This is a genomic window from Deltaproteobacteria bacterium, assembly GCA_005879535.1.
In the GTDB taxonomy this organism is placed as follows: domain Bacteria; phylum Myxococcota; class Myxococcia; order Myxococcales; family 40CM-4-68-19; genus 40CM-4-68-19.
Genome location: VBKI01000031.1, coordinates 1 through 23,434 on the forward strand (window position 1 = coordinate 1; position 23,434 = coordinate 23,434).

Genomic DNA, 23,434 nt, shown 5'->3' on the forward strand with positions numbered 1-23,434 from the left:
GGTCGCCGCGAGCATCTCGCCGAGGAAGAGCGCCGCCAGCCAGCCGGCGCGCTTGCGGATCATGCGCGCGAGCGCGATGGTCAGATAGGGCTCGCCGAGGCTCTCGCTGCCGCCCAGCTTCTGGATGTCCTCGGTGGCTTCCTCGCTCACCACCTCGACGATGTCGTCGACGGTGACGATACCCTTCATCCGCCGCTCGGCATCGAGGACGGGGATGGCCATCAGGCTGGTCTCGCGGAAGAGCCGCGCCACCACTTCCTGGTCCGCGTCCTCGTCGACGGATCGGACGTCGGTGTGCATCAGCTCGCTGACGCGGCGATCGCCGCGCGCCGCCATCAGCTCGCGGAAGGAGACCACCCCCAGCAGCCGCTGACTGGAGTCGAGGACGTACGCGTAGTACGTCATCTCCACCGACTGGCGCGTCTGGCGCCGCAGGTACGTGACGGCTTCGTCCACCGTCATCTCCGGCCGCAGCCGCGCGAAGCGCGGGCTCATCAGACCGCCGGCGTGGTCCTCGCGATAGGCGAGCAGCGCCTGGACCTCGCGCCGGGTCTGCTCGTCGAGCATCGCCAAAAGCCGATCCCGGTATTCGGGGGGAGCCTCCTGCACGAGGTCGGCGGCGTCGTCGGGCGCCAGACCGCGAGCCCAGGAGCGCTGCTCCGCCTGCGGAAGGGCGAGGATGAGCTCGACCTGCTCGCGCGGAGAGATGCTGAAGAAGAGGTCTTCGGCTGTGTCCCGGGGAAGAAGCTTGAGGCCCTCCGCGCGCTCCTCCGCCGAAAGCGCCGGCCACGCATCGCGTAGCTCGTCCGGAGAGAGAACGTCCGGCTCCGGCACTGCCGGAGTCACACCTTGGCCTCGCGGAACTCCTCCGCGGCCTTGAAGTCCGTCTCGTCCAGGTCGCGCATCGGCTTGCCGCTCTCGGCCCGGACGCGCTTGAACACCTCGATGACTTGCAGCTTGTGCGGCCGCGAGTTCGAGAGCGGACAAGCCTCGTAGGCCTTCACGTCCTCGTCGCAGTATCCCATCCGCTTCTCGCCGCACTTCGGCTGCAGGTAACGGGCAAGCTCCGGCACCTTGCGCATCAGCTCGCTGCGCATGCGCGCGACCATCTGCCGGATCTCCCACTGCGCCCGCGTGCAAAGCCGAAGGTCGGCGATGTGCAGGAGCTCGGCGAAGTTGACCATGATCTGGAAGTTGGTGGGCGCGGCGTTGGGGAGGACGAAGCGCGCGTCCTCGGCCGGGATGCCGGCCGCCACCGCCTCCCGGTAGACCCGGGTGATCTCCTCCATCAGCTTCTCGAACTCCTTCGCCCTGCCCGCCTCGCGCCAGCTCTCGGGCATCACGTACTCGAGCCGCTCCTCGTTCTTTCCGGTGAAGCGCACGTAGCGCTGCGACTGCTGCTCGAAGGAGATGCCGATGCGGTGCCGCACGAACTGATGGCTGAGCGAGCGCGAGACCCCGGAAATGCCGAACCAGAAGACCACCTGCTCGAGCGGCGAGACGTGTCCGGTCTTCAGGCGTTCCTCGACGAACTGGGCGATCTTCGCTTTGGACAGCCCGCCCGCAGCGATGTCGTCCCAGACTTCGCGTGGCGTCTTCGGCGTGTAGCAGGTGCGATAGGCGCCGTAGAGCTTGGTGAGCGGGTCGTTGGCGAGGTCGATGAGGACGACGTCCATGGCCGCTTTGTACCGCACGCAACGGGCCCGCGGCCCCTTGTTTTTTCAGCGGCGGTGTGGTCCCGCGATCCCGTGGCGCTGTACGTGGTGTCAGACCTTCATCTGGACGAGCGCGCCGAGGCCCGGCTCTTCTCGGACGAGCGGCAGGGGCGGCAGCTTTCCTCGCTCTGCGAGCGCGTGGCGCGGGACGATGGCTCCGAGCTCATCGTCCTCGGCGATGCGTTCGATTTCACCGCGATGCAGCCGCCGCCGAAGGGACTGGGGAAGTTCTTCCGGGAGCTCGACGTGCCACGCGAGGAGCCGCGCCGGCGCGCGCTGCCCGAGCTGCTGGCCGCGGTGCGCGAGAGCAATCCGGTGGCCCTGGAATCGCTCGCAAGGCTCACCGAATCGGCGCCGGTCACGTTCGTGCCCGGCAACCACGACTACCAGCTCGGCGAGCCAGGGGCGGGTGACGCGCTGGCATCGGCGGGCATCCGCGCGCGCCTCGAACGGTCGGCAGTTCGCCGGCTCGCGGGCCGCACCATCGTCCTCCAGCATGGCCACGAGCTCGACGAAGGCAACGACAAGCCCGGCGGCAGCGGCGAGGTGCTGACCGCCGCCCTGCACCACGCGGTCATTCCGTTCCTGCGCCACCGCGGGCCGCCGCCGCACGTCCGCTTCGATCCCGATCGCCTCGTCGCGCTCCGCCCGGAAGAGGCGGTCGTCTCCGTCCTGCAGCGATGGCTCGACGAGAAGACCTTCCGCCGTTTCTTCCGCGCCTTTCTCCGCCTGCTCGCGGAGAACGGCTTCTTGCCGCGTCCGCTCTCCTGGCTCGCGGGCATGGTGAGCGCCGAGCGCGTCCGTTCCGCCGTCGCGGAACAGGACCGGCTCTGGGAACACACCGGACGCTATGCGATCGAGGTGCTGAAAGGAAAACGCCATCTCCCGCACGGCGCTCCGCAGCCGGATGTAGCCGTGCTCGGGCACACGCACGTGCTCGACTGGGCGGTCGAGCGAGGGCGGCTCTACGTCAACCTCGGAACCTGGACCGAGCGCGCCTTCGACGCCAACAGCCCACGCGACGCGTCGCTGCCGCTCCTCCACGTCGAGGCCAGCAACGGACGTCTGCGCGTGTCCCTCAGCGATCTCTCCGCCGCGGATCTCGAGCTGCAGCGCTACGAGGGCTGATCAGCCGCGCGCGAAAGCTCACGCCGCCTGGTCGCCGCGCAAGCGCCGGACGTGCGACTGCAGCTGGCGGATCACGCGCTGCAGCTCGCCCCGGAACGGGGCCACGTCGAGGCCGGGACGCCGCTGCAGATCCTCGAGAAGGATCAGCGCCATCTCGACGCCGACGATCTCGGCGCCCTGCCGGATCTCGGCGCTGCTGCCGAGTTGCTTGCGCAGCTCGTCGCGCTCGGCCAGGAGATCGCGGGTGGCGAGGTCGACGCGCGCCTCGAGGACCTCGTTGAACATGTCGATCTCGGTGCGCTGTTCAGTGACCTCGGACTCTTTCTTGTCCAGCTCCGCCTCGAACTCGCGCAGCCGCCGGAGGAACCGGGTCCGGTCGAAGTCCGCCCGCTGGTGCTCGATCGCGCGGCGCACCTTCTCGGCCACGAGCTCGATGTCCTGGAACGGCTTCTCCAGGTAATCGGCCGCGCCGAGGCGGAGCGCCTCGACCGCCGACGACGTCGAGGCGTACGCCGTCATCACGATGCACGCGCAGTGCGGCTGCAGCTTGCGGACGGCGGCAACCAGGGCCAGCCCGTCCTTTCCGGGCAGGTTCTTGTCCGCCAGCATGCAACCGAAGTTCTCGCGCTGCAGGACGCCGAGGGCCTCTTCCGCGTTGGAAACGGAGATCACGCGGAGGCCTTGCTTCGGCAGCACCCGCTGGAGCACCTGCACGACGATCGGCTCGTCGTCCACGATGAGGACCGTGTTGGGGAAGTTCACGATCTCGATCCCGACCATCGGTGTCCCTCGTCGATCGGTTGTATTCCGCTGCGGATCGCAGCAGCAACTTCGTGAAATTCCGGCGCTTGTATGCGCGTGTCCGCAGGGCCGGGCGAGGGCGCTGAACGCGTGCACATGCGCCCACATTGGGGCGCGGTTTTTCGTAGGATGTCGTCGTGATTCCAATCCTGCTCGTCGCGGTGGGTGGCGCGCTCGGAGCGGTTGCGCGGTACCTCGTCGCGACCGCTTTCGCGCATCGTCTCGGGGTGCAATGGCCATGGGGCACGCTGTTCATCAACCTGAGCGGCTGTCTGTTGATCTCGCTCTTCCTCGGCGCGGGGTCGGAGCGGATCGCGGACTCGAACCTGCGGTACCTGTTGCCCATCGGCTTCGTCGGCGCATACACGACGTTCTCGACGTACGAGTACGAGACGATGAGGTTGTTCCAACTCGGCCGCGGCAGCGGGGCGCTGGCTTACGTCGCGGCGAGCAACGTGCTCGGCTTCGCGGCGGTCTATGCGGGCGCATGGCTCGGGCGCCGATGACCGCGTTCCTGCGCGCGGTGCGCCGGATCGTCCGGAGCATTCCGCGCGGGACCACGCTCTCCTACGGTGAGGTGGCGATCCGCGCCGGCAAGCCCGGCGGAGCGCGCGCGGTGGTCGCCGCCCTCCACCGGCTCGACGACGTCCCATGGTGGCGCGTGGCGCGTCACGACGGCACGCTTGCTCCGCCCGTCGCGCGCGACCAGGCCGCCCTCCTCCGCCAGGAAGGGTGGAAAGGTCGCCAGCGCGGGCGAAAGCGCGGATAAACTCGTTGGGGTGGCGCTCTACGTCGTCAGCGATCTTCATCTCGGTGAAGGCACGCTCGCGCGGATGTTTCGCGACGAGGATCAGGGTAGGCGTTTCACCGAAGTGTGCGACCGGGTCTCCGGCGAGGCGGACGGCGAGCTGGTGCTGCTCGGAGACGTCTTCGATCTCACCGCCGCCATTCCCCCGCACAAGGGGTTGACGCAGTTCGGCGTCTCGCTGGACGTCCCCATCGAGGACAAGCCTCCGCCGCCTCTGCCCGCGGTGATGCGCAGCATCCGGGAGAGCAATCCCGTCGCGTTGCAGGCCCTGGAGGACGTCTCGCAGAAGGCGAAGGTGACGCTGGTCCCGGGAAACCACGACCGGCACCTCGCGGACGCCGGCGGGCGCGAGGCGCTGGATGCCGCGGGCCTCTCCAAGGTGCAGATCGAGCCGATGGCGGCGCGCCGCGTGCTCGACAAGTGGGTGATGCTGCAGCATGGACATCTCTGGGATCCGTCGAACGCGACGCCGACCGGCGGCGGCGAGACCATGACCGGCGTTCTCCACCACGCCGTGATCCCGTTCCTGCGGCATCTGCTGCCGCGCAGCAACGTCCACATCGATCCCGAGAGGCTCGTCGCGCTCCGCCCCGAGGAGCGCGTCATCCCGGTGCTGGAGCGTTGGCTGAAGCCGGGCGTGTTCGAGCGGTTCATCGATGCGCTGCTGGAGATCCTGGTGGAAAACGGCGCTCTTGCGCGGCCGCTCGCATGGGTGACCACACCCTCGCTCTTGCGCTGGCGGCTCAAGGACGACGACGATCTGTGGGAGCGGGCCGGCGCATCCGCCATGGCCGTGCTCGAAGGAGCAAAGTCGCTGCCGGGCAAACCGCCTCCTCCCGACGTCCTGGTCCTCGGGCACACCCACGTGATGGACTGGGCCGTCCAGGACGGGCGCCCGGGCGTGCAGCGGCTCTACGTCAACCTCGGGACGTGGAGTGCCCGCGCCACCGATGCGGCGGGGCCGATGGACGCCGCCATGCCGCTGTTGCGGATCGAGGCCGACTCGCGGCAGCTTCGCGCCGAGCTGTTCGATTGCGCCCGGCGCTGGCGGCCGCTCCAACGCTTCGAGGTGGATCGATGACGGGGCAGGGGCAGGAGCGCAGGGATTGAGGCGAACGCTGCTCGTCCTGCTCACGGCGTCGATCGCGCTGCCTGCGGAAGCGCGCGTGCCCAGGAAAGCCAGGCGCGCGCCGGTGATGCGCGCCGAGGACGATCCGCGCAAGAGGGGCCGCGCGTTCCCCAGGGCATCGATCACCTTCGCCGCGCCGGCGGATCTCTCGCAATCGGCCGAAGGAGCGGTGGCCGTCCGCGTGGTGGTGAAAGGTTACGCGATCGGAGCGCTGCGGCCCGGCGGTCCCGTTCCGCACACCCACCTCATCGTCGACAACGAGCCGGCGATGGAAATCCCCGATGCGAACGCGACGTGGATGCTCGGCGGGCTCTCGCCAGGGCCGCATTTGCTTCGCGTCGTGCTGTGCAGGCCCTGGCACGAGGTGGTGAAAGCGCCGAGGGCATTCGCGATGGTGCGCGTCTGGATGGGGCCGAGGATCCCCGGCAAGGCCGGCAGGGCCGCGGAGTCCGTGACCTGGCCCCAGCCAAGAAAGCCGATCCTCACGTACGTCCTGCCGGTGGGCGCACCCTCCGAGCAACTGGTGCTCGCGCGCCTGGAAGAGAATCCTCCCGACGCTGCCGCCGACGCGGGGCAGGCCAAGCCGCCGGACCCGGTCGCGACTCCGCTTCCGGGGGCGAACCGGCCCGTGCTCGATTTCTACCTGTCGAATGCCAAGCTCGGCCGCCGCGGCGACAAGGTCCGCATCGTGCTCGACCGGCGCGAGCTTCCGTTGATCACCGACTGGAAGCCGCACCTCTTGCGAGGGGCACGCGGCGGCGCGCACCGCATCTCGATCGATCTGCTGAGCCGCAAGGGCGTGAAGGTGAACAACGTGCTCAACCGGAGCGACCGCGTGTTCACCGTCGAGAGCCTGCAGCGAAAGGGCGGATCGCGGCTCGGCGATTCGCGTCTCTCACGCTGAAGGGTCGCCCTTCTCCACCGGCTTGCCGGCCTTCTGCCAGCCCTGGATGCCGGCCGACATGATGTAGACGTTCTTGTATCCGAAGCTGAGCGCCGCACGGGCGCCCTGGTGGCAGGCCATTCAATGCGTGTTCGCGCAATAGAACACGAGCTTGCGCGACTTGTCCTTGGGGAGATCGCTCTCCTTCACCGCCTTGAAGTCGACCCACTTCGCGGTGGGGACGTGTCCCTTGGCGTACACGTCCTTGCCGTTGTTGTCGAAGATGTCCGCGTCCTTCTTGGCGATGAGATCGGCGACCTGATCGATGGTCAGATCGCCGAAGCCCTCTTCCTTGGCCGAGTCGGCGCGCGCCGTTCCCGCGAACAGCAGCACGAGAGCGGCGAACAGGGTCCTGCGCAGGATTCTCATGGGAAGGAGGGTAATCGCGCTCGCCCGCCGGTCAAGCGCTCTTCTCCATCGAAACATGGGGAATGGCGGTACCGTCTTGCACCGCGCCGGAGGCGGTATACCCAGCCTTCTCGTAAAAGGCTTGTGCCTGTACCTGTGCCCAGAGGGTCAGCTTTGTTGCTCCGCGTCGACGCGCCTCGTCCTCGAGAAACGCGAGGAGCGCCTTCCCGACGCCGCGCCCGCGAGCGTCATCGATGACGGCCATCCGTTGAATCCTGGCAATCCCGGGGGCAACGAAGATCAACCTGCCGGCGCCGCACGCAACCCCATCGAGCACCGCCAGCGCATGCACAGCGTCGGAGTCAAGCCCGTCCAACTCGAGGCTCGGCCGCACGCCCTGCTCTTCCACGAACACCGTCCAGCGCAGCCTCAGGCACTGCTCGACGTCCTTCGCGCTCCGCGCGAGTCGAACCTCGATCATGCCTGCTTCGGCGCCAGCCATCGCTCGGTGGCCACCGCCCAGAGAACAGCGCCGAGCACGCAGAAGAGCGCGAGCGAGACCAGATTGCTGGTGGCGAATCCGGGGATGGTGCCGCCCACGTTGATGGAGTTGAGGAAGTTCCGCGTCGGTTCAGAGAGCTGCAGGAACGCGAGGATGGTGCCGATGACGCTGGCGCCCGCGATCAGCCCGGAGGCGAACAGCACGCCGGGACCGCTCTCCGCCTCGGCTCCGCTCAGCTTTCGGCTCGCGGTCCGGTCGGCGATGTACCGGACGATGCCGCCCATCATGATGGGGGTGCTCGTCGACAGCGGCAGGTAGACGCCGACGGCGAAAGCGAGGCTCGACATCCCGCAGAGCTCCAGGACCACGGAGACGAAGACGCCGATCAGCACCAGCCCCCAGGGCAGACGCTGGGTCATGATCCCCTCGATGATGAAGGACATGAGCACCGGCTTCGGCGCGCTGAACTTCGACTTCACCTTTTCGCCGTTGTCGCGCGTGTCGAGCTTTCCGTTGATGCCGGGATCCTCGAGATACTTGATGTGCCCGGTGTCGTCGACGAGGTACTTCCCGGCGGGCACCTCTCCCCGTGGCTCGCGCAGCCAGATCACGTTGTAGGCGTTGGCGTCGCGCCCGGAGTCGGCGCCGCGCAGGCGCTCCTTCTCGCCGCTGTAGTCCGCCTCGCTGAAGCGCACGTTCGGGTAGCTCCGCGCCGCGAACACCGTTCCGGCGTCGTTGAGCTTGAGAATCACGAATCCAAGCACCAACGCGGATGCCAAGGCGCCCACCAGGATGGCGATCTGCTGACGCGACGGGGTCGCGCCGACCAGATATCCGGTCTTCAAGTCCTGCGAGGTGGTGCCGCCGTTGGAGATGGCGATGCAAGCCACCGCGGCGATGCTGAGGGCGGCGACCTTGTAGGGAGGAGTGACCCAACCGAGGGCGAAGAAGATCAGCGACGTGATCAACAGGGTGGCGACGGTCATCCCGGAGATGGGATTCGACGAGCTTCCGACCTCTCCCGTCAAGCGTGAGCTGACGGTCACGAAGAGGAACCCGAGCACCAGGATGAGCACCGCCCCGAGGACGTTGATCTTGAAGGAGGGGACGAGCGCGCAGACGATCACGATCAGCAGCGAGCCGACGCCGACCACCCAGAGGGGGATGTCCCGGTCGGTCCGCAGCGTTCCCGAAGGTGCCTGCGAGCCGCTCAACGAGCGCATGCCGCGCATGGCACCGCCCACGATCGTCGGCAGCGACTTGAACAGCGAGATGATGCCTCCGGCGGCGACCGCGCCAGCTCCAATATACAGAATATACTGATGCCAGACATCGTCGGTGCTCATGTTCTTGATCAGCGTCGTGGCCGGATAGATCGGCGTCGTGGCTGTGCTGCCGAAGAGCTTGATGGCCGGCATCAGCACCAGGCTGGAGAGGATGCCGCCGGCGCCCATGATCATCGCGATGAGAGTCCCGATGATGTAACCGACTCCCATCAACTCCTGCCCCACTTCGCGCGATAGGTTGCCTCCGTCGTAGGTCCTTGAAGGCGCCGAAGGCTTTGTACCCGAGGGCGAAGACGCCGCCGACGCCGAGGCCGGCGAACACCGTCTTCGCGGTGGTTCCGCCGGTCTCGCCGGAGATCAGCACCTCCGCGCACGCGGTCCCTTCGGGGTAGACCAGCGTCTTCGCTTCCTTGACGATCAGCGCGCGGCGCAGCGGGATCATCATCAGGATCCCCAGCAGGCCGCCGAGAATGCTGACCAGGATCACCTGCGAGATCTGCAGGTTGTACCCGAGGATCAAGAGTGCCGGCATGGTGACGCCCACGCCGAAGGCGATGCTCTCGCCCGCGCTGCCGGCCGTCTGGGTGATGTTGTTCTCGAGGATGGTCGCGCGCCGGGTGCGGAAGACGCGGGTGAAGCCGCGAAAGATGGTGATCGAGAGCACCGCCACCGGGATGGAGGCGCTGACCGTCAAGCCGACCTTCAGCACCAGGTACATGCTGGAAGCGCCGAAGAGGATGCCGAGCAGCGTGCCCACGATCAGCGGGACCGGCGTCAGCTCGGGAATGTCCTGTTCAGCGGGGATGAATGGCTTGTGCGCAACCTCTTCCGACGCGATGGGCACCCGGTCCGCGGTGGCCGTCCGCGGCGCTTGCGACTCGGGAGCCTGCTCGAGCGCGGGCATCTGCATGGTCAGGGCATGGGTAGCATGGAGTGCGTGTTCCGGTCACGGCGTGGGTGCGTGCGCCCGCAGCGAGAGCCGTCGTAGGATTGGACGGTGTTCAGCGTGAGGCTGGTGGCGCGGCCGGACCCGCGCATGGTCGAGGTGCCGCTCGAGATCGAGGCGGAGCTGCCGCGCGACTTCGAGGGATCGGCCCAGCTTGCCTCCAGCGGACTGCCCCGAAGGGTGCGCATGCGGGCGCCCAAGGACTCGCTGAAGCTGTCCACGGCGTACCGGACGGATCAGCTCGCTGGCGACATCGTCCGCACCGCGATGCGCGGCACCGTCAACGACATCATGCGGGTGCAGGACGCGGTGATGAAGTTCATCCGCGCAGTCCGCGAGCGGCGGCAGGACGGGGCGACGCTGGTCGTCTCCAGCAACGGCCGCGGGAAGATCGACATCGCCGAGCACGTCCCCGCCCCACGCGTCGCCTCACCGCCCGCCGCCGTCGCGCCGGCGCCGGAACCCCCGCCACGCCCTGCGCCGCCGCCGCCGCCGGATCGCCTGGCCGTGGTCGAGCGCCGCGTGGCCGATCTCGAGGCCGCGCTTTCGCGCGTCGCCCCTTCCCGCGATCTGGCGGACCGGATCGCGGCCCTGGAGCAAAGCTTTCCCACGGCGCCCATCTCCCGCAAGCCTTCCCATCCGCTCGACGAGGATCCGGACCGCTCTCCTGCTCCCCCGCGGCGGGCCACGGCCATCGAGGCCTATGCCGAGGGTTTGCGGATGGAGCTGCGGGCCCGGGCAACCGGGGCTGCCGCGAAAGCGCGCGCGGCGATGGAGCGCGGCGATCGAGCGGCGGCGCTCGCGGCGGACGCCGGGATCCTCGGCGCGCCGCAGGAGGGCATTGCCCAGGAGCTGCGCGACGCCGCGGCGCACGCAGCGGCGCGACAGTCCGGGCTCACCCGGCTGGCGGAGGAGATCGAGTTCTACGCCGGGTCCGATCTGTCGATGGCATCGCAACTGCTCACCAAGCTGGAGGAGACGACGATCGCGGCAGACCCGGCGCCGGCGCTGGAGTCGGTCTCGCAAGCCGTGGCGGGTGCGGCCAAGGCCGCCGAGGGCGATGCCCGGGCCTCCTGGCTGCAGCGCGCCGCGGCGCTCTGCGCGTGGCAGCTCGTCGACCCGAAACCGGGGCAGCCGCTCGAGCCGGAATGGCACGAGGCGCTCGATACCGGTGGGACCGAAATCATCGCCGTCGTCTGTCCGGGACTGAAACGCTCCGACGGCACCGCGATCACGCGGGCGCGGGTGCTCGTGGATCCCAAGCCGAAGGAGACACCGCCGCCGGCTCCCGAACACGCCGCCGCGGCCGCTCGAGCAGCGACGGCACCTGCGCCGGTTGCGACGCTCGAGGCCATGCAGCCTCCGGCGGTCAACGGGCTGGTCGCTGCGGCGCTGCCCTCCGAACCACCGCCGCCGGCGCTGCCCGTGGAGCCCGTCGCGTCGGCATTGCCGGCTGGTACCGCTTCGGTGACGCCGCTGGCGCTTCTGCCCGCAGCGAACGGGTCGGTGCTCTCACTACTCGACCTTTCCCTCTCCGGAGAGACGGAAATCCGTCCGGAGGAGGCGGCCGCCGCCGCGGCTGCCGCCGCGCGGGCCACGAAGGTGGTCGCGGACGACGCGACGGTCCGCGACGAAGCGCTCGCCGCCGTCGGGTCGGAGCAGGTGCACTACGAGATCGACGACTCGGACGTGGAGGAGATCCATACTCTGGTAGACCCCGTTCCGGCCGCGTCGAAGGAAAGCAACTAGCCGCTGCCGCACCGGAGGTGCGGCTTTGCGGCTACGCCTTGGCTTGGCCGTCTCGCCGCGCGCGAACGTAGTGACCCGGTACGCGCTCGCGGACCGCGCGTCGCGACGATCATCAGCGTCGCGCCCGCGCCACCCACGCTTCCACGTCTTCCAGCTTCCGGGGAAAATCCGCGGTCAGCAGCCGCCACTTGCCGTCGCCGAGGAAGAGCACCTCGTCCTCGATGCGCACGCCGAAGCCGCGCTCGGGAAGATAGACGCCCGGCTCGACCGTGAAGACCGCGCCGGCGGGGATCGGCAGGTCGTACTCGCCGGCGTCGTGGACGTTGAGGCCGACGAAGTGGCCGAAGCCGTGAATGAACTTGTCCAGATATCCGCTCCGCCGTAGCGATTCCTCCGCCGCTTTTTGCAGGTCGCTCATCGACGCGCCCGGCCGGATGGCAGCGAGAATGTCCTCCTGCGCCTGGTACACCGCTCGGTACACTTTGGCCTGCTCTTCGGTGAACTTGCCGCTCACCGGGTAGGTGCGCGTGACGTCGGACGCATACCGTCCGTACTCGGCGCCCGCGTCGATTACGACCAGGTCGCCGGAACGCAGCATGCGCGAGTTCTGGCCCCAATGAAGCACCGCTCCGTTCTCGCCGCTCCCCACGATGGTGCCGTAGGCGAGCCCCGTCGCGCCGGCGCCGAAAAACGCGAACTCCATCTGCGTCTGCACGTCGCGCTCGCTCACTCCCGGTACGGTCGCGCGCGCCGCCGCATCGTGACCTGCCCGCGTGATGGTCACGGCCCGCTCGAGCAGCGCAATCTCCTCTGGAGCATGCGCCGAGCGCATCCGCGCGAGCAGATCCCGCTTGTAGACCAGCTTCAGGCCCAGGGCGCCCGCCCCCTGCTTCAGCGCCTGCACGTCGGTGCGCTCGTCCTTGAGGTCTTCCGCCGGCGCGACGACGGCGAGACAGTCGTGCGCCGGCGCCGACCCGAGCAGCCATTTGCCCCCGTTTCCGCGCCGCACTTCGTCGACGGCGTACTGCGCTTTCAGCGAGGGGCTGAGCGGCGCGCGCGGTCCCGTCCAGCGCTCCGCCTCGGGATCCCGCGGACGGAGAAAGAGGACGTGCCGCCTGTACTTCGCCTTGGGCATCAGGATGAGCCAGGCGCCGGGCTCGTTGATGCCGGTCAGCCAGAAGAAATCGTCGTCCTGCCTGTACTCCTGCACTACGCCGGTGGGCTCGCCCTGCGCGGCGATGGCGGTGGCGCACCCGCCGATCTCCTTCATCAGGCGTTCGCGGCGGTCGCGGTAGAGGGAGGCGGGAAGCTCGGGCGGAGGTTGCGGATTCGGGTGCGCGAACCCGGCGGCGGCCAGCAGCGGGAGCAACATGGGGACGGCGAGGGTAACCGAACGGGTTCCGATTGACATCCCCCCGATGCTGGTCTATTCCGCGCGCGCTTCTTCCCCGGGAGGGGCCGTCCAGATGGCACGCGATCTCGGCACCAAGTACGTCTGCTACAAGTGCGGCACCAAGTTCTACGATCTGAAAAAGCCGGTGCCGGCGTGCCCGAAGTGCGGCGCCGACCAGCGCGAAGCGCCGGTCGCGAAGCCCACCTCCGCGCGGGCCGCGAAGGCGGTTCCCGCCAAGGAGCCCGAAGAGGCGGAGGCCCCTGCCACCGACGACGAGGAGGCGGAGACCGAGGACGACGAAAAGGAAGACGAGGACTAGGCGGGAACCCGCCTACGCAGTAGCCGAAGCTACGCTGCCTTCTCGACGCGGGAGTTCTTCAGCCACTCGGGGACGCGGTCCTTCCGGTAGATGAAGATCGCGTCGTACGGGCAGGCCTTCTCGCATTCGCGGCAGCCGGTGCAGTTCTTCTCGATCACGCTGACCACGCCGAGGAAGCTGTTCGGGTCCTTGACGTGCACCATCTCCAGCGCCTCGAACGGGCAGCGCTCGACGCACTTCTCGCAACCGGTGCACGCCTGCTCGTAGACGAAGGCCAGCGGGCGCTCGTTCTTCTTCAGCATGTGCTGCACGTTGCCGTATTGATCGAGAATGGCATCCACCGGGCATACCGGACCGCAGGCGCCGCAGTCGATGCACAGCTCCGGCCAGATGATGTGGAGGCCCTTGCGCTCACCGGTGATCGCGTCGGTGGGACAGCGCTTCACACAGGCAGTGCAGCCAATGCACGTCTCGATGATGCGAAAAGCCATGGATGGTCCTCTATACAGGCAATCGGTAGAGCATCCAATAGACGACGACGCCGGTCACCGAGACATATGCCCAGACGGGGAACGTCCACACGGCCAGGCGCCTGTGCTTCTGGAAGCTCTTGCGCACCGCCGACAGCCACATCGTCCGCAGGATCAACGGCAGAGCGACGACGGCGAGCACCGTGTGCGTGCCGAGCAGCACCAGGTAGAAGCTGCGGAACGGCCCCTGGTACCGATGGACGCCCGTGAGCGCGAACCGGGTCAGATATCCCACCAGGAAAAGCGACGAGGCGGTGAAGGCCGCCGCCATGCATTTCCAATGCAAGCTGTAGCGCCGCGTGCGGATGGCCCAGTACCCGGCGAAGAGAGCGCAGGCGCTGGCGCCGTTGAGCGTCGCGTTGACCGTCGGCAACGATTCCGCCAGTGTCAACCTCGCCCCCCGACGGTGAGGCCGCGAGCGTCGCGGAGCAGGCGGTCGCGATCATCCGCGTCGTAATACCCGCGGATGCGGCCCATGCGATCGACGAGCACCAGCCGCTCCCCGTGCATGATCTCGAACGCCTCCAGGTGCGCGTCGGCCGGGTCTCGCGGCACCTTCGCCATCGCGGTGTGGAAGCCGCGCACCACGGTGCGCTCCACCTCCTGCTGCCGCCCGGTGAGCGAGCGCCATAGTCCCGCGCGTGCGCCGAAAATCTCGCCGTACTGCTTCAGCTTCTCCGGCGTGTCGCGCTCGGGATCCACGCTGATGGAGAGCAGCCTGATGTTCCCGCCCTGCTCCGGCGGGATCAGCCGGTCCTGCAGCTTCTTCATCTTCGCCTGCAGCCGTGGGCAGGCGTCCGAGCAGGAGGTGAAGACGAAGTCGGCGATCCAGACGTTCCCGAGCAGATCTTCCTTCGCGAACGGCTTCCCGTCCTCCGCGACCAGCGAGAAGGCGGGCAGCTCGCCCAGCATGGGCAGGTCGGGCGCGACTGATTGCCGCAACAGCAGGGCCCCCATCGGCACGGCGAGCACGATAGCGGCGAAAGCGATCCAGCCGGGGTGGAGGACGAGCTTTCCGGGCTTCTCGGCAACGGCCTGCATGCCGGGCAGTTATAGTCGCCCCGGAGGCCCTCCGGCAGCAGGAAAGATCCTTACCTCCACCTGGTGAGCAGTCGCTCCCGGTCGAAGAGGCGGATGGCGAGCGCGATCAGCGCCAGATCGGCCAGCGCGACGCCGCCGGCGAGCGCGAAGTAGAAGCGCGGTCCGAGCGAGATCCGCCCCGCGAGCTCGAAGACGAGCAGCGCCACCAGCGGGAGCACGGTCGTGGCGGACAGGTTCTGCGCCGCGCGCGGATCGAGGATGCGCGAGGAAACCACCACGGCGGCGGCGTTGCCGAACAGGGCCAACAGGGGCGAGAGGACCAGGATCGCGAACGTCCAGGCCGCGTCCGGCAGCAAGAGCCGCCCGGCGACGGCATCGATGCCGGTGCAGAAGAGGACGGCGGCGATCCAGGTCATCGCCAGCGCCGGCACCATCGCCGCGATGCTCTTGCCGAGGACGATGCTGAGGGTGCTCACGCGCGTGGCCAGCAGCGGCTCGAGCGTGCGCCGCTCCCGCTCGCCGCCGATGGACTGCGCCGCGACGAGGATCGGCAGGAAGATGGGGAGAACGAGGAACATCGGAAGCCATTTGACGGCGAGGATTCCGCCGATGGCGACGACCGGTCCTCCCGGAGCGTGCACGTCGTACAGGTCCTTGATGGAGGCCAGCGCCTGCTCCGGCGCGGCATGCACGAGCCAGGCGAGGAGCAGGACGGGAACGGCGACGACGACCAGCGGGAGGGAGGCCATCGACAAGAGCAGCACCGGCGAACGGCGCAGCTCGAGGAGCTCCTTGCGGAGGACGACGCGCATCATGCGGCGCGCGCCTCGGCGAGCAGCTGCAACCAGGCGTCCTCGAGCCTGTCCTGCTGCGGCGTTACGCCTGCCACGCGCGCACCCGCGCGGACCAACGCAGCGACGATCTCCGGCACATCGGCGAGCGGCTCGATGAAGAGGCTGGTTCCCGAGACACGCAGCGAGCGGCAGAGGGCGCGAACGGCGTCCGGCTGGAACGGTTCGGCGAGCTCGATGCGCACCAGGTTGCCGCGGCGGATCTCGTGGATGCCGACCAGGCGTCCGGCGATGAAGGCGGCGCGCGAGCAGAGGCGCTCGACCTCGTCGAGGTGGTGCGTGCAGAGCACGATCGTCGCGTTCCCGGCGGCAAGGTCCGCGATCAAGCCCCGGACCTCGCGCGTCGCTTCCGGATCGAGCCCGACCGTGGGCTCGTCGAGGAGGATCACCTCCGGGTCGTGCACCAGCGCGCGGGCGATGGCGAGCTTCTGCTTCATTCCCCGCGAGAGCTCGGCGAACGGACGATCGGCGTGCTCGCGCAGCGCGAAGCGATCCAGCAGCGCGTCGCATCTGCGGCCGGGCTGCGGCGCCCGCTGCAGCTCCGCGAAATAGAGCAGGTTCTCTCGCGCGGTCAGCCGATCGTAGAAACCGGGTGATTCGGTGAGCAGCCCGACGCGCGCCCTCAGCTCCGCGCCTCCGGGGCGACCTGGCGAGATCTCGCACCCGGCGACACGCGCGCTGCCCGCGTCCGGGGCATAGAGGCCCGCGAGCATGCGCAGCGTCGTCGTCTTGCCGGCCCCGTTCGGCCCCAGGAAGCCGAAGACCTCCCCCCGCTCCGCCGCGAAGGACACGTCCCGGCACGCCGGGCGGCCGCCGAAGGATTTGGAGAGCCCATGCGCCTCGATCGCCGCCAAGCGGCGCCGATCTTACCCTTCCGCCTTGCCCGGCGTCTTGCCCGGATCGGGGGGCTGCCGCTGCGCCTCGTCGTCGCCACCCGATTCCGCGGAGCCGGGCGTCTTGCCGGCCGGGTCCGTCACGATGGCGGGGTTGCGCGCGTTGCCGGTGGACGGAATCGAGCCGTCGGCATTCGGCCGCGGCTCCACGCCGGAGCGGGTCTCGCCGGTGCCGATGCCGCGCTCGTTCTTGATCACTCGGATGTCGTCGGGGTCCGTCATGGCAGAACGGTATGTATTCGGCTACAAGGGCGCGATGCGCGCGCAGGCAGACGTCATTGTGGTCGGCGCGGGCCACAACGGCCTCGTCGCCGCGCTGATGCTCGCCCGGCGCGGGCTCGACGTCCTGGTGCTCGAGGAAAAGGACGTGGTGGGGGGCGCCGCGCGCACGGAGCGGCCGTTCGCGCGCGTGCCCGGACTTGGCACGTCGACGGGCGCCTACCTGCTCGGACTGATGCCGCCCGAGCTGCTGCGCACGCTCGGCATCGAGCTCCCGCTGCTGCGGCGCGATCCGCACTACTTCCTGCCGACGACCGGGAAGCGGTACCTCCTGTTCGGATCCAATGCCAACGCGATGCGCGAGCAGTTCCTCAGCTTCTTCAGCGAGCAGGACTGGCGCGCAAACGAGGCGCTGCAGCGGGAAATCTCTGCCATCCGCGACGACGTCGCGCCCACCTGGCTGGAGGAGCCGCTGTCCCTCGAGGACACTGCCGCGAAGTACGTGCGGCCCGCGCTCCGGCAGATCTTTGTCGATCTCTGCCGGAAACCGGTCGGGCAGTATCTCGACCGGTTCGGTTTCCGCAGCGACCTGCTCAAGGCGATGTACGCCGTGACCGACGGGTTCTCGGGCCTGAGCGGCGACTGGGACACACCCGGGACCGGCATGAACTTCCTCGTCCACAACATGTGCCGGCTTCCCGGCAGCGACGGCACCTGGATGATCGTCCGGGGCGGTATGGGAACCGTGACGCAGACGCTCGCCGGTGCCGCAAGGCAGGCAGGAGCGACGATCGAGACCGGGCGCGGCGCCAGGGCAATCGCGACGGGACCGCTGCGCGTCTCCCTGCACGACGGAACGGAGGTGAGGGCGCGCGCGGTGGTGGTGAATGCCGACCCGTTCCGCCTGCGCGAGCTGATCGGCGGCGAGAAGGTGCCGGAGGCGTGGAACGCGCGCGTCGAGGGCTACCGCCGCGACGGGACCACGTTGAAGGTCAACCTCGCGCTGAAGGAGCTGCCGCGTTTCACCTGCCTTCCCCACGACCGCGGTCAATTTGGAACCACCATGCACCTGCTTCCCGACGAGCCGAAAGTGATGGAGGCGATGCACCGCGCCTTCGCGGACGTGAAAGCGGGCCGGCTGCCGGAGTTCCCGACCATCGAGTGGTACGTCCACACCACCGTCGACCCTTCCCTGCGCGACGCGCATGGGCACCACAACTCCGCGCTCTTCGTGCAGTGGGTGCCGTACGCGCTTTCGGGCACGAGCTGGGATGCGGAAGAATCGCGTTACGTGCGCCACCTCCTCCACATCTGCGATCGCTTCGCACCGGGCACCTCGGCGCTCGTCGCCGATGCTTTTCCCCTGACGCCGCCGAAGATCGAACAGCACTTCGGGATCTCGCGCGGCCACATCCACCACGTCGACAACTCCTTCGGATTCGCCGATCGCCTCCCCTATGCGACACCCGTCGAAGGCGTGTACTCGTGCAGCGCGGGTTGCCACCCCGCCGGCTCGGTGATCGGGGCGGCAGGGCACAATGCCGCCGCGCGGGTCTTGCGCGATCTCGCCGCCTGACGGCTACCGATTGATACGCACAAGACACATGTTCCTGCATGCCCCCCGCCGCCGCGACGCGCGACACGCTCGCGCGATGGACTGAAGCGTCCCGGAGCACGGCGCTTGCAAACATCGGCCGGGACGGAAGCTGCGATGCGAACGCGCGCTTCGTCGCTCTGAACTCCGGCAGGGGAGCGTGGCGCTGGCTCAGCGGACCCCATGCGCGGGTGCGGTATTCGAGCCTCTCCGAGCTGGTTCGCGGCGAGGCGGCGACCCTGGCACCAGTTCCCTACTTGTCGAGGTTCCAGCGCGAGGCGCAGATCGTCGAGGTGCGGCTCGAGCGCCTGGAGGGTGGCGAGGCGATCGCCGTGATCCACGACGTCACCGCGGAGGCGCAGCGACAGCGCGAGCTGCAGCGCGAGCGCGAGGCGCTCCTGCACGAAGAGCGGATGCATGCCATGGGCGTATTGGCCTCGGGCATGGCACACGACCTGAATCACGCGTTGAACGTGATCGCGCTTCGGGTGGCCACCCTGCGCGCCGATCCCCAGCTCTCCGGCACACGCCGCACGCTCGACGTGCTGGCGCGCGTGGTGCGCGACGCTGCCCGCATCGTCGCCCGACTACAGGACCTCGCTCGCCGGCGGCGCGACCGCCCCAGCGATCCGCTCGACCTCGCCGCCGTCCTCACCGGAGCGTTGGAGATGGCCCGGACGGAGGCCGATACCGCCCGGGTGCGGATCGAGGCCGACGTGCCTCCCCTGCCGCTGGTGCGCGGATCCGCCGCTGAGCTGGCGCACGTCTTCGGAAGCCTGCTGCTGCACGCGCGCGAGCAGATGCCCGACGGAGGCGCGGTCCGCGTCAGGGCGCGTGAGGATCGCGGCCGCGTCGTAGTCACCATCCGCGACTCCGGCGAGGGAATGTACGAGGAAGACCTCGCGCGCCTGTTCGATCCCTTCTCGGGCGTCGCCGGAGAGAGCGCGCTCGGGCTCTCGGTGGCCTGGGGCGTGATGTCTCGCCTGGGCGGATCGCTGCAGGCCCAGAGCCGGCGCGGCGAGGGCACCATCCTGACGCTCACGTTTCCGCTCGCCACGCTGCCGCGGCGGGAACCGCCCGTGGTTGTGCCGAAGGAGCGGCGCCGCGGCCGCATCCTCATCGTGGACGACGAGCTGGACAACCTCGACGTGCTCCGCGAGGTGCTGGAGCTCGAGGGCCAGGAGGTCGAGTCCGCGCGCAGCGGTCCGGAGGCGCTCGCGCTCCTCGACCGCGGCGAGCCGTTCGATCTGGTCCTCTGCGACGTAGGGATGCCGGAGATGAGCGGGTGGCACGTCGCCCGCGAGATCCAGCGGATCGCTCCCGGTACGGCGGTGTGGATGCTGACGGGGTGGGCGAACGAGATCGGCGAGTCGGATCCCCGGCGCCGCTACGTCCGCGGCGTATTGGCCAAGCCGCTCGATCTGGAGCAGCTTCGTTCCCTGCTCACGGCAGCGCCGCAACCGACGGCGCCGGCGCCCAACGCCTCGGCGATGCACTGACCTCAGAGGCCGCCGGGACAACTCGCGGAATTGCCGAGCAGGCAGGGAGCGACGCCGTTGCACGCAGGAGTGAGCGCGAAAGGGTCGTCGACGAAGGTGAGGCAGCCGCCCGCGTCCCAGCACTGGCGCACGTCGCCCAAGACGAGGACACCGCAGCGGGCGCGGAAGACGTCACGTCCTGCGCCCTGGGCGTTGAAGAAGGTCGTCACTTCGACGGTGCAGCCGCTCTTCGGATCGGGAAACGCGTAGTCGAGCTGCCCGTGCCCGTCAGCGTAGCCGGCGTAGGAGTAGTCGAACGAGATCAAGCCGAACGCATTCACGCCGGAGGTCAGGTCGAGCGAAACGGTCCGCGGATCGCTGCTGCGATCGTAGAAGATCCGCGCCGGGAACGTCGGATCGGTGGGCTTGTTGATCCCCAGCGTGGTCGAGTTCTCGAAGTGCAGCGTGATGCGACCGATGCCGCTGCTGGCCGCCGCGCGGAAGAACTCGCCGTCGAGAATGGGAAGCCAGCCGCCCGGCGGCCGCGAGGCGGAGATGGTGAAGGTCCAGCGCCACGGCGTCAGCGTCGCGTCCAGCTCGCGGAACATGATCGCCTGGACCAGCACGCCGGCATTATCCTTGTCGGCGAACGGGCCCCAGATGCGCGAGTCGTCGTCGCGGGTGGTAGGGGTGACCCGCCGGATGGCGTCGACCAGCGCCAGGATGGCGTCCACGCCGGCGTTGAGGGAGTCGCCGGTGCTCTTCGCGTTCGCGTAGATGTCGGCGGTGCCGATCGCGCAGAGGTTCTGCGAGGTGGACCCTTGCGGGACGCTGACGTGAAGCTGCTGCTTCTGTGGAATCGCCAGGAAGAAAGCGACGTCCTCGTTGGAGAGATTTCCGCATCCGCACAGCAAAGGCAGCGAAATGGACAGTGAAAAGCATAGCAGGGTTCGTCGAAGAACTTCGTTCTTCGCCGCCCTGCTACCAACCCAGCGCATAGTCCACCCCCAGCGCGAGCTCGGCGTAACCGAGGTTCTGCGCCTTGTCGACGTTGTAGAAGAGGTAGTTGAGCCGTCCGCGGGCGACCGCCGACCAGCGTTCCGCGAACCGCCAGCTGACCGCCGTCGTCAGACCCGGCGTGAGCGTGAAGAAATTCTGGCTGGGCAGCTCCGGATGGTTGTCGAAGGTGCGCCCCAGATACAAAAACGCAACGCGCGCGCCGACGGAGACGGTCCACGAGTCCCCGACGGCGAAGTCGCGCCAGAGCGAAGCGCCGCCGGTCAGCTCGAAGAACCGCTCCGGGATCGGCGTGGTCCCTGGAAGCTTGAGCGTCGCCGCGCCACCGCCCACCGCGAGATCGACTGCCCAGGCCAGGTCGTGGCCGAGATCGTCGCGGACGCCCAGCTCCGCCCCGGCGAGCACCGCCGGGGGAAAGAGTCCGTTCCGGGCCGCGGAATCGAAAAAGAACTGCCCTCCGCCGGCGCCGAGCACGCTCCAGCGCGGTCCGGAAGCTCCCTTCTGCGGGTCGTCGCTGAGGGGCCGCCGCGAGAGCCGGCCGTCCGCGACCTCCACCGGACCGTCCGCGAGGCTGAAGCTGCCGACCAGCAGCGAGTCGCCGTCCCGCTTCTTCACCAGATAGTCTCCGGGAGCGAGGGCGAGGCGGCGCTGGTCTCCGCGGGCCTTCGCCACCTCGGCGATGGCGCGCCTCGATCCGTCGAGCACCACGTAGACGCCCTCCGCGGAGACGGGAAAGACCATCGCGCCGCGCGCCGGAGCCAGCTCGGTGAGCACCACGTCGCCCGCACCGCCCAGGTCGTAGAGGTAGACGGGATGCTGGGCGCCGGCGCGCGTCTCCGCGGTCTCGCCCACGGTGCGTGCGTAGGCGTAGGCATACGCCTCCGCCAGCGTCACCTTGCCGTCCCCGCTTGCGTCCGCGTCGCCGAGAAGCCCCGAGGCGAGATAGTGGGTGAAGAACGAGGCGCCGATCTCGTCCGACTCCTGAGACTCCTCGTCGGCGCTGGAGCTGGCGATCAGTACGAGGCCGCGCGGGCGCGTCGATGCGGCCTGCGCCTGCTGGACGTCGAACGCCGGGGCCGCGCGCACGCCCTTGGCGCGGGTGATCGCTCCCGACTGGCAGGAATCGAGCAGTCCGATGCGCACGTCGGCGGGCGCGTTCCGCAAGGCATCGCGCAGCTCCACGAGTGGCATCCGGGTGTCGCCGAGGCGCAGATCGCCGTCCTTGGCGTGGCCGGAGTAGTAGACGAGCAGCACCGTCTCGTCGCCGCGCGCTCTCGCCTGGTCCGCCCGCGCAGCGAGATCGCCCAACGCCGAGCGCACCTCCTCGGCGGTCGCAGCGGTGAGCAGGCGCGCGTCTTCCGGGCGCACGCCGCCCAGGCGGGTGAGGATGGCATGCATGCGCCGCGCGTCGCGCTCGGCGTACCGGAGCGGCCGCGTCCCCGCCCCGCCCTTGGTGTCGCCGACCACCAGGGCGAAGCGGCGTGCTTCCGCGAGCGCGGGCAGCGCGGCCAGGAGCGCCGCGGCGCAGATCGTTTTCGCCGATCTCATCGCCGCAGCGTCACCGTGAGGACGTCGGAGCCGCGGGGCGCATCCGCGGCGGAACGGATCGCCGTCGCGTCCACCGCCGAATCCGACAGCACGACCAGCAGGGTGGCAACGCCCCTTCCGGTCCAAACGAAGGCCTCGGGCAGCGTGCCGTTCACGGCCGGCCCCTGGTAGATGACGCTCGCCTCGCCGGGTTCCACCAGCACGACAGCCGCGCGCTTTCGTCCTGAAGGCTGTAGCGACAGCAGCAGCCTCGCGCCGTCGGCCAGCGGCTCGCCGGCCGCGAGCTCGTGCACGCCCTTGCCATCCTGAACGAACAGTTGCGCGGAAGCAGCTCCCTTGCTGCGTACGGTCTCGGTCTCGACCGGCCTGCGCACGAGCAAGGTTCCGGCGATCAGCGCGACGGCGGCTGCCGCCGCCAGGGGCGCCCAGCGCGTCGCGAAGCTGCGCTGCGATCGGTGTGCAAGCTTCTCCGCCACCGCCGCCGCGAACTCCGGGAAGGGAACGTTGCGGCGGAGCGCGTCGCGCTCCGTCGCGATTGCCTTCCGCACCGCCGCGCAGCGCTCGCAGCCTTCGACGTGCGCCTCCGTCCGCTCCTTCTCCACGCCGGAGAGCTCGCCCGCGAGCAACCTGCGCACGCGCATGGCCGAGCAGCCGGCGCCGGGGCCGCCGAGGTCGAGGTTCACAGGTCCGCTCCTTCCAGCTCGACGCCGAGCGCCTCGCGGGCGCAGGCGAGGAACTCCCGCAGGCGCTTCCTCACAGTGGGCAGACTCCTGCCAACCTCCAAAGCGATCTCCGCCTGCGTCAGCTCGTCCACGAAGTAGAGCACCGCCACCTCCTGCGCTTCTTCCGGCGCGGCGGCGAGCAGGACGCGCACGAGCTCGCGGCGATCCGGCCCTTCCGTCTCCTGCCTGCGGTCCGCCTGCGCCGCCCGGAGCTGCTCGCGCCAGAGCGCCTTGCGGGCGCGAAGCAGGTTCAGGCAGTGGTGCGTGGCGATCCGCAGGACCCAGGTGCTCGCCGATGCGGCGGCGCGAAATTCCGGCAGCGCCTGCAGGACCTTGACGAATACGTCCTGGAGCGCGTCCTTCGCTTCCGCCTCGTCCTTCAAGAGATACCGGCACCGGCCGTAGACCGCGGCCGCGTGGGTCTCGTACAGCTCGGCGAGGAGCCCCGCGGACATGGGCGCGCCGGGCGCGGCA

General features: G+C 69.2%; 26 protein-coding genes. 9 read left to right on the plus strand and 17 right to left on the minus strand.

The features are described 5' to 3' along the window. The coding region (locus E6J58_01605; GenBank protein ID TMB42468.1) for a magnesium transporter at positions 1–834 on the minus strand (834 nt) is incomplete at its 3' end. A gap of 8 nt (positions 835–842) precedes the next feature. Beyond that, positions 843–1,676, minus strand: a complete 834-nt coding sequence (thyX, locus tag E6J58_01610) for an FAD-dependent thymidylate synthase (GenBank protein TMB42469.1) — start codon at positions 1,674–1,676, stop codon at positions 843–845. Between thyX and E6J58_01615 the strand changes: the two genes are divergently transcribed. After that, positions 1,503–2,843: a hypothetical protein gene (locus E6J58_01615; protein ID TMB42470.1), complete on the plus strand. Its 1,341-nt coding sequence runs from the start codon at positions 1,503–1,505 to the stop codon at positions 2,841–2,843. The two genes, thyX and E6J58_01615, sit on opposite strands and share 174 nt — an antisense overlap. An 18-nt stretch (positions 2,844–2,861) precedes the next feature. Here the strand turns inward: E6J58_01615 and E6J58_01620 are convergent, their stop codons facing one another. Continuing rightward, positions 2,862–3,884: a response regulator gene (locus E6J58_01620; protein ID TMB42471.1), complete on the minus strand. Its 1,023-nt coding sequence runs from the start codon at positions 3,882–3,884 to the stop codon at positions 2,862–2,864. Between E6J58_01620 and crcB the strand changes: the two genes are divergently transcribed. From crcB to E6J58_01640, 4 genes are read left to right on the plus strand one after another with little or no spacing between them, the layout of a single operon-like run. After that, entirely contained in the window at positions 3,782–4,150 is a 369-nt protein-coding gene (gene crcB, locus E6J58_01625; GenBank protein TMB42472.1) for a fluoride efflux transporter CrcB, read from the plus strand. The genes E6J58_01620 and crcB overlap by 103 nt on opposite strands. Then, positions 4,132–4,413 carry an MGMT family protein gene (locus tag E6J58_01630; protein TMB42473.1) on the plus strand — a complete coding sequence of 94 codons (282 nt, stop codon included), beginning with the start codon at positions 4,132–4,134 and terminating at the stop codon, positions 4,411–4,413. Before crcB ends, E6J58_01630 begins: the two co-directional genes overlap by 19 nt. Positions 4,414–4,423: 10 nt before the next feature. Continuing rightward, complete coding sequence (locus tag E6J58_01635; protein ID TMB42474.1) at positions 4,424–5,533, plus strand: hypothetical protein; 1,110 nt, start codon at positions 4,424–4,426, stop codon at positions 5,531–5,533. A gap of 25 nt (positions 5,534–5,558) precedes the next feature. Next, positions 5,559–6,485 carry a hypothetical protein gene (locus E6J58_01640; GenBank protein ID TMB42475.1) on the plus strand — a complete coding sequence of 309 codons (927 nt, stop codon included), beginning with the start codon at positions 5,559–5,561 and terminating at the stop codon, positions 6,483–6,485. Positions 6,486–6,605: 120 nt separating this feature from the next. Here the strand turns inward: E6J58_01640 and E6J58_01645 are convergent, their stop codons facing one another. The 3 genes from E6J58_01645 to E6J58_01655 form a co-directional block, all read right to left on the minus strand. After that, positions 6,606–6,950, minus strand: coding sequence for a rhodanese-like domain-containing protein (locus E6J58_01645; GenBank protein ID TMB42476.1), 345 nt, complete (start codon positions 6,948–6,950; stop codon positions 6,606–6,608). Next, positions 6,925–7,353: a GNAT family N-acetyltransferase gene (locus tag E6J58_01650; GenBank protein TMB42477.1), complete on the minus strand. Its 429-nt coding sequence runs from the start codon at positions 7,351–7,353 to the stop codon at positions 6,925–6,927. Before E6J58_01650 ends, E6J58_01645 begins: the two co-directional genes overlap by 26 nt. Before the next feature lie 150 nt (positions 7,354–7,503). After that, positions 7,504–9,564: a hypothetical protein gene (locus E6J58_01655; GenBank protein TMB42519.1), complete on the minus strand. Its 2,061-nt coding sequence runs from the start codon at positions 9,562–9,564 to the stop codon at positions 7,504–7,506. A 93-nt stretch (positions 9,565–9,657) separates the two neighbouring features. Between E6J58_01655 and E6J58_01660 the strand changes: the two genes are divergently transcribed. Next, entirely contained in the window at positions 9,658–11,355 is a 1,698-nt protein-coding gene (locus E6J58_01660) for a hypothetical protein (GenBank protein ID TMB42478.1), read from the plus strand. Positions 11,356–11,467: 112 nt separating this feature from the next. Here the strand turns inward: E6J58_01660 and E6J58_01665 are convergent, their stop codons facing one another. Next, the gene (locus E6J58_01665) at positions 11,468–12,766 is read right to left on the minus strand and encodes an aminopeptidase P family protein (protein ID TMB42479.1); all 1,299 of its coding nucleotides are present in this window, start codon (positions 12,764–12,766) and stop codon (positions 11,468–11,470) included. A gap of 55 nt (positions 12,767–12,821) precedes the next feature. On the opposite strand from E6J58_01665, the gene E6J58_01670 reads away from it, so the two are divergent. Further along, the gene (locus E6J58_01670) at positions 12,822–13,067 is read left to right on the plus strand and encodes a TIGR02300 family protein (protein TMB42480.1); all 246 of its coding nucleotides are present in this window, start codon (positions 12,822–12,824) and stop codon (positions 13,065–13,067) included. A 29-nt stretch (positions 13,068–13,096) separates the two neighbouring features. Here the strand turns inward: E6J58_01670 and E6J58_01675 are convergent, their stop codons facing one another. From E6J58_01675 to E6J58_01700, 6 genes are read right to left on the minus strand one after another with little or no spacing between them, the layout of a single operon-like run. Then, positions 13,097–13,558, minus strand: a complete 462-nt coding sequence (locus E6J58_01675; protein ID TMB42481.1) for a 4Fe-4S dicluster domain-containing protein — start codon at positions 13,556–13,558, stop codon at positions 13,097–13,099. 10 nt (positions 13,559–13,568) lie between these two features. Beyond that, positions 13,569–13,988, minus strand: coding sequence for a DUF420 domain-containing protein (locus E6J58_01680; GenBank protein TMB42482.1), 420 nt, complete (start codon positions 13,986–13,988; stop codon positions 13,569–13,571). After that, positions 13,985–14,638: an SCO family protein gene (locus tag E6J58_01685; GenBank protein TMB42483.1), complete on the minus strand. Its 654-nt coding sequence runs from the start codon at positions 14,636–14,638 to the stop codon at positions 13,985–13,987. Before E6J58_01685 ends, E6J58_01680 begins: the two co-directional genes overlap by 4 nt. A 50-nt stretch (positions 14,639–14,688) precedes the next feature. Continuing rightward, positions 14,689–15,453: an ABC transporter permease gene (locus E6J58_01690; protein ID TMB42484.1), complete on the minus strand. Its 765-nt coding sequence runs from the start codon at positions 15,451–15,453 to the stop codon at positions 14,689–14,691. Then, positions 15,450–16,343, minus strand: coding sequence for an ABC transporter ATP-binding protein (locus E6J58_01695; protein TMB42485.1), 894 nt, complete (start codon positions 16,341–16,343; stop codon positions 15,450–15,452). Before E6J58_01695 ends, E6J58_01690 begins: the two co-directional genes overlap by 4 nt. Positions 16,344–16,355: 12 nt before the next feature. Then, positions 16,356–16,604, minus strand: a complete 249-nt coding sequence (locus E6J58_01700) for a hypothetical protein (protein TMB42486.1) — start codon at positions 16,602–16,604, stop codon at positions 16,356–16,358. 34 nt (positions 16,605–16,638) lie between these two features. On the opposite strand from E6J58_01700, the gene E6J58_01705 reads away from it, so the two are divergent. Next, positions 16,639–18,177, plus strand: a complete 1,539-nt coding sequence (locus E6J58_01705; GenBank protein TMB42520.1) for an NAD(P)/FAD-dependent oxidoreductase — start codon at positions 16,639–16,641, stop codon at positions 18,175–18,177. Positions 18,178–18,215: 38 nt separating this feature from the next. Continuing rightward, a complete protein-coding gene (locus tag E6J58_01710) occupies positions 18,216–19,694 on the plus strand; it encodes a response regulator (GenBank protein ID TMB42487.1) in 1,479 nt (492 codons plus the stop codon). A gap of 2 nt (positions 19,695–19,696) precedes the next feature. Here E6J58_01710 and E6J58_01715 read toward each other — a convergent pair whose 3' ends face one another. The 4 genes from E6J58_01715 to E6J58_01730 all read right to left on the minus strand — a co-directional run bounded on the left by E6J58_01715 (position 19,697) and on the right by E6J58_01730 (position 23,415). Continuing rightward, on the minus strand, positions 19,697–20,587 hold the full coding sequence (locus E6J58_01715; GenBank protein TMB42488.1) for a hypothetical protein: 891 nt from the start codon (positions 20,585–20,587) through the stop codon (positions 19,697–19,699). A 67-nt stretch (positions 20,588–20,654) separates the two neighbouring features. Then, positions 20,655–22,238: a caspase family protein gene (locus E6J58_01720; GenBank protein TMB42489.1), complete on the minus strand. Its 1,584-nt coding sequence runs from the start codon at positions 22,236–22,238 to the stop codon at positions 20,655–20,657. Then, on the minus strand, positions 22,235–22,921 hold the full coding sequence (locus tag E6J58_01725; GenBank protein TMB42490.1) for a zf-HC2 domain-containing protein: 687 nt from the start codon (positions 22,919–22,921) through the stop codon (positions 22,235–22,237). Before E6J58_01725 ends, E6J58_01720 begins: the two co-directional genes overlap by 4 nt. Further along, entirely contained in the window at positions 22,918–23,415 is a 498-nt protein-coding gene (locus E6J58_01730; GenBank protein ID TMB42521.1) for a sigma-70 family RNA polymerase sigma factor, read from the minus strand. Before E6J58_01730 ends, E6J58_01725 begins: the two co-directional genes overlap by 4 nt. Positions 23,416–23,434: the final 19 nt, after the last annotated feature.

Excerpts from the sequence above, each read along its gene's own strand:
- thyX (TMB42469.1), bottom strand. The coding sequence starts at position 1,676 with ATGGACGTCGTCCTCATCGACCTCGCCAACGACCCGCTCACCAAGCTC.
- E6J58_01620 (TMB42471.1), bottom strand. The coding sequence starts at position 3,884 with ATGGCCATTGCACCCCGAGACGATGCGCGAAAGCGGTCGCGACGAGGT.
- E6J58_01630 (TMB42473.1), top strand. The coding sequence starts at position 4,132 with ATGGCTCGGGCGCCGATGACCGCGTTCCTGCGCGCGGTGCGCCGGATC.
- E6J58_01645 (TMB42476.1), bottom strand. The coding sequence starts at position 6,950 with ATGTTTCGATGGAGAAGAGCGCTTGACCGGCGGGCGAGCGCGATTACC.
- E6J58_01650 (TMB42477.1), bottom strand. The coding sequence starts at position 7,353 with ATGATCGAGGTTCGACTCGCGCGGAGCGCGAAGGACGTCGAGCAGTGC.
- E6J58_01655 (TMB42519.1), bottom strand. The coding sequence starts at position 9,564 with ATGCCCGCGCTCGAGCAGGCTCCCGAGTCGCAAGCGCCGCGGACGGCC.
- E6J58_01665 (TMB42479.1), bottom strand. The coding sequence starts at position 12,766 with ATGTCAATCGGAACCCGTTCGGTTACCCTCGCCGTCCCCATGTTGCTC.
- E6J58_01670 (TMB42480.1), top strand. The coding sequence starts at position 12,822 with ATGGCACGCGATCTCGGCACCAAGTACGTCTGCTACAAGTGCGGCACC.
- E6J58_01675 (TMB42481.1), bottom strand. The coding sequence starts at position 13,558 with ATGGCTTTTCGCATCATCGAGACGTGCATTGGCTGCACTGCCTGTGTG.
- E6J58_01685 (TMB42483.1), bottom strand. The coding sequence starts at position 14,638 with ATGCAGGCCGTTGCCGAGAAGCCCGGAAAGCTCGTCCTCCACCCCGGC.
- E6J58_01690 (TMB42484.1), bottom strand. The coding sequence starts at position 15,453 with ATGATGCGCGTCGTCCTCCGCAAGGAGCTCCTCGAGCTGCGCCGTTCG.
- E6J58_01700 (TMB42486.1), bottom strand. The coding sequence starts at position 16,604 with ATGACGGACCCCGACGACATCCGAGTGATCAAGAACGAGCGCGGCATC.
- E6J58_01705 (TMB42520.1), top strand. The coding sequence starts at position 16,639 with ATGCGCGCGCAGGCAGACGTCATTGTGGTCGGCGCGGGCCACAACGGC.
- E6J58_01710 (TMB42487.1), top strand. The coding sequence starts at position 18,216 with ATGCCCCCCGCCGCCGCGACGCGCGACACGCTCGCGCGATGGACTGAA.
- E6J58_01720 (TMB42489.1), bottom strand. The coding sequence starts at position 22,238 with ATGAGATCGGCGAAAACGATCTGCGCCGCGGCGCTCCTGGCCGCGCTG.
- E6J58_01730 (TMB42521.1), bottom strand. The coding sequence starts at position 23,415 with ATGTCCGCGGGGCTCCTCGCCGAGCTGTACGAGACCCACGCGGCCGCG.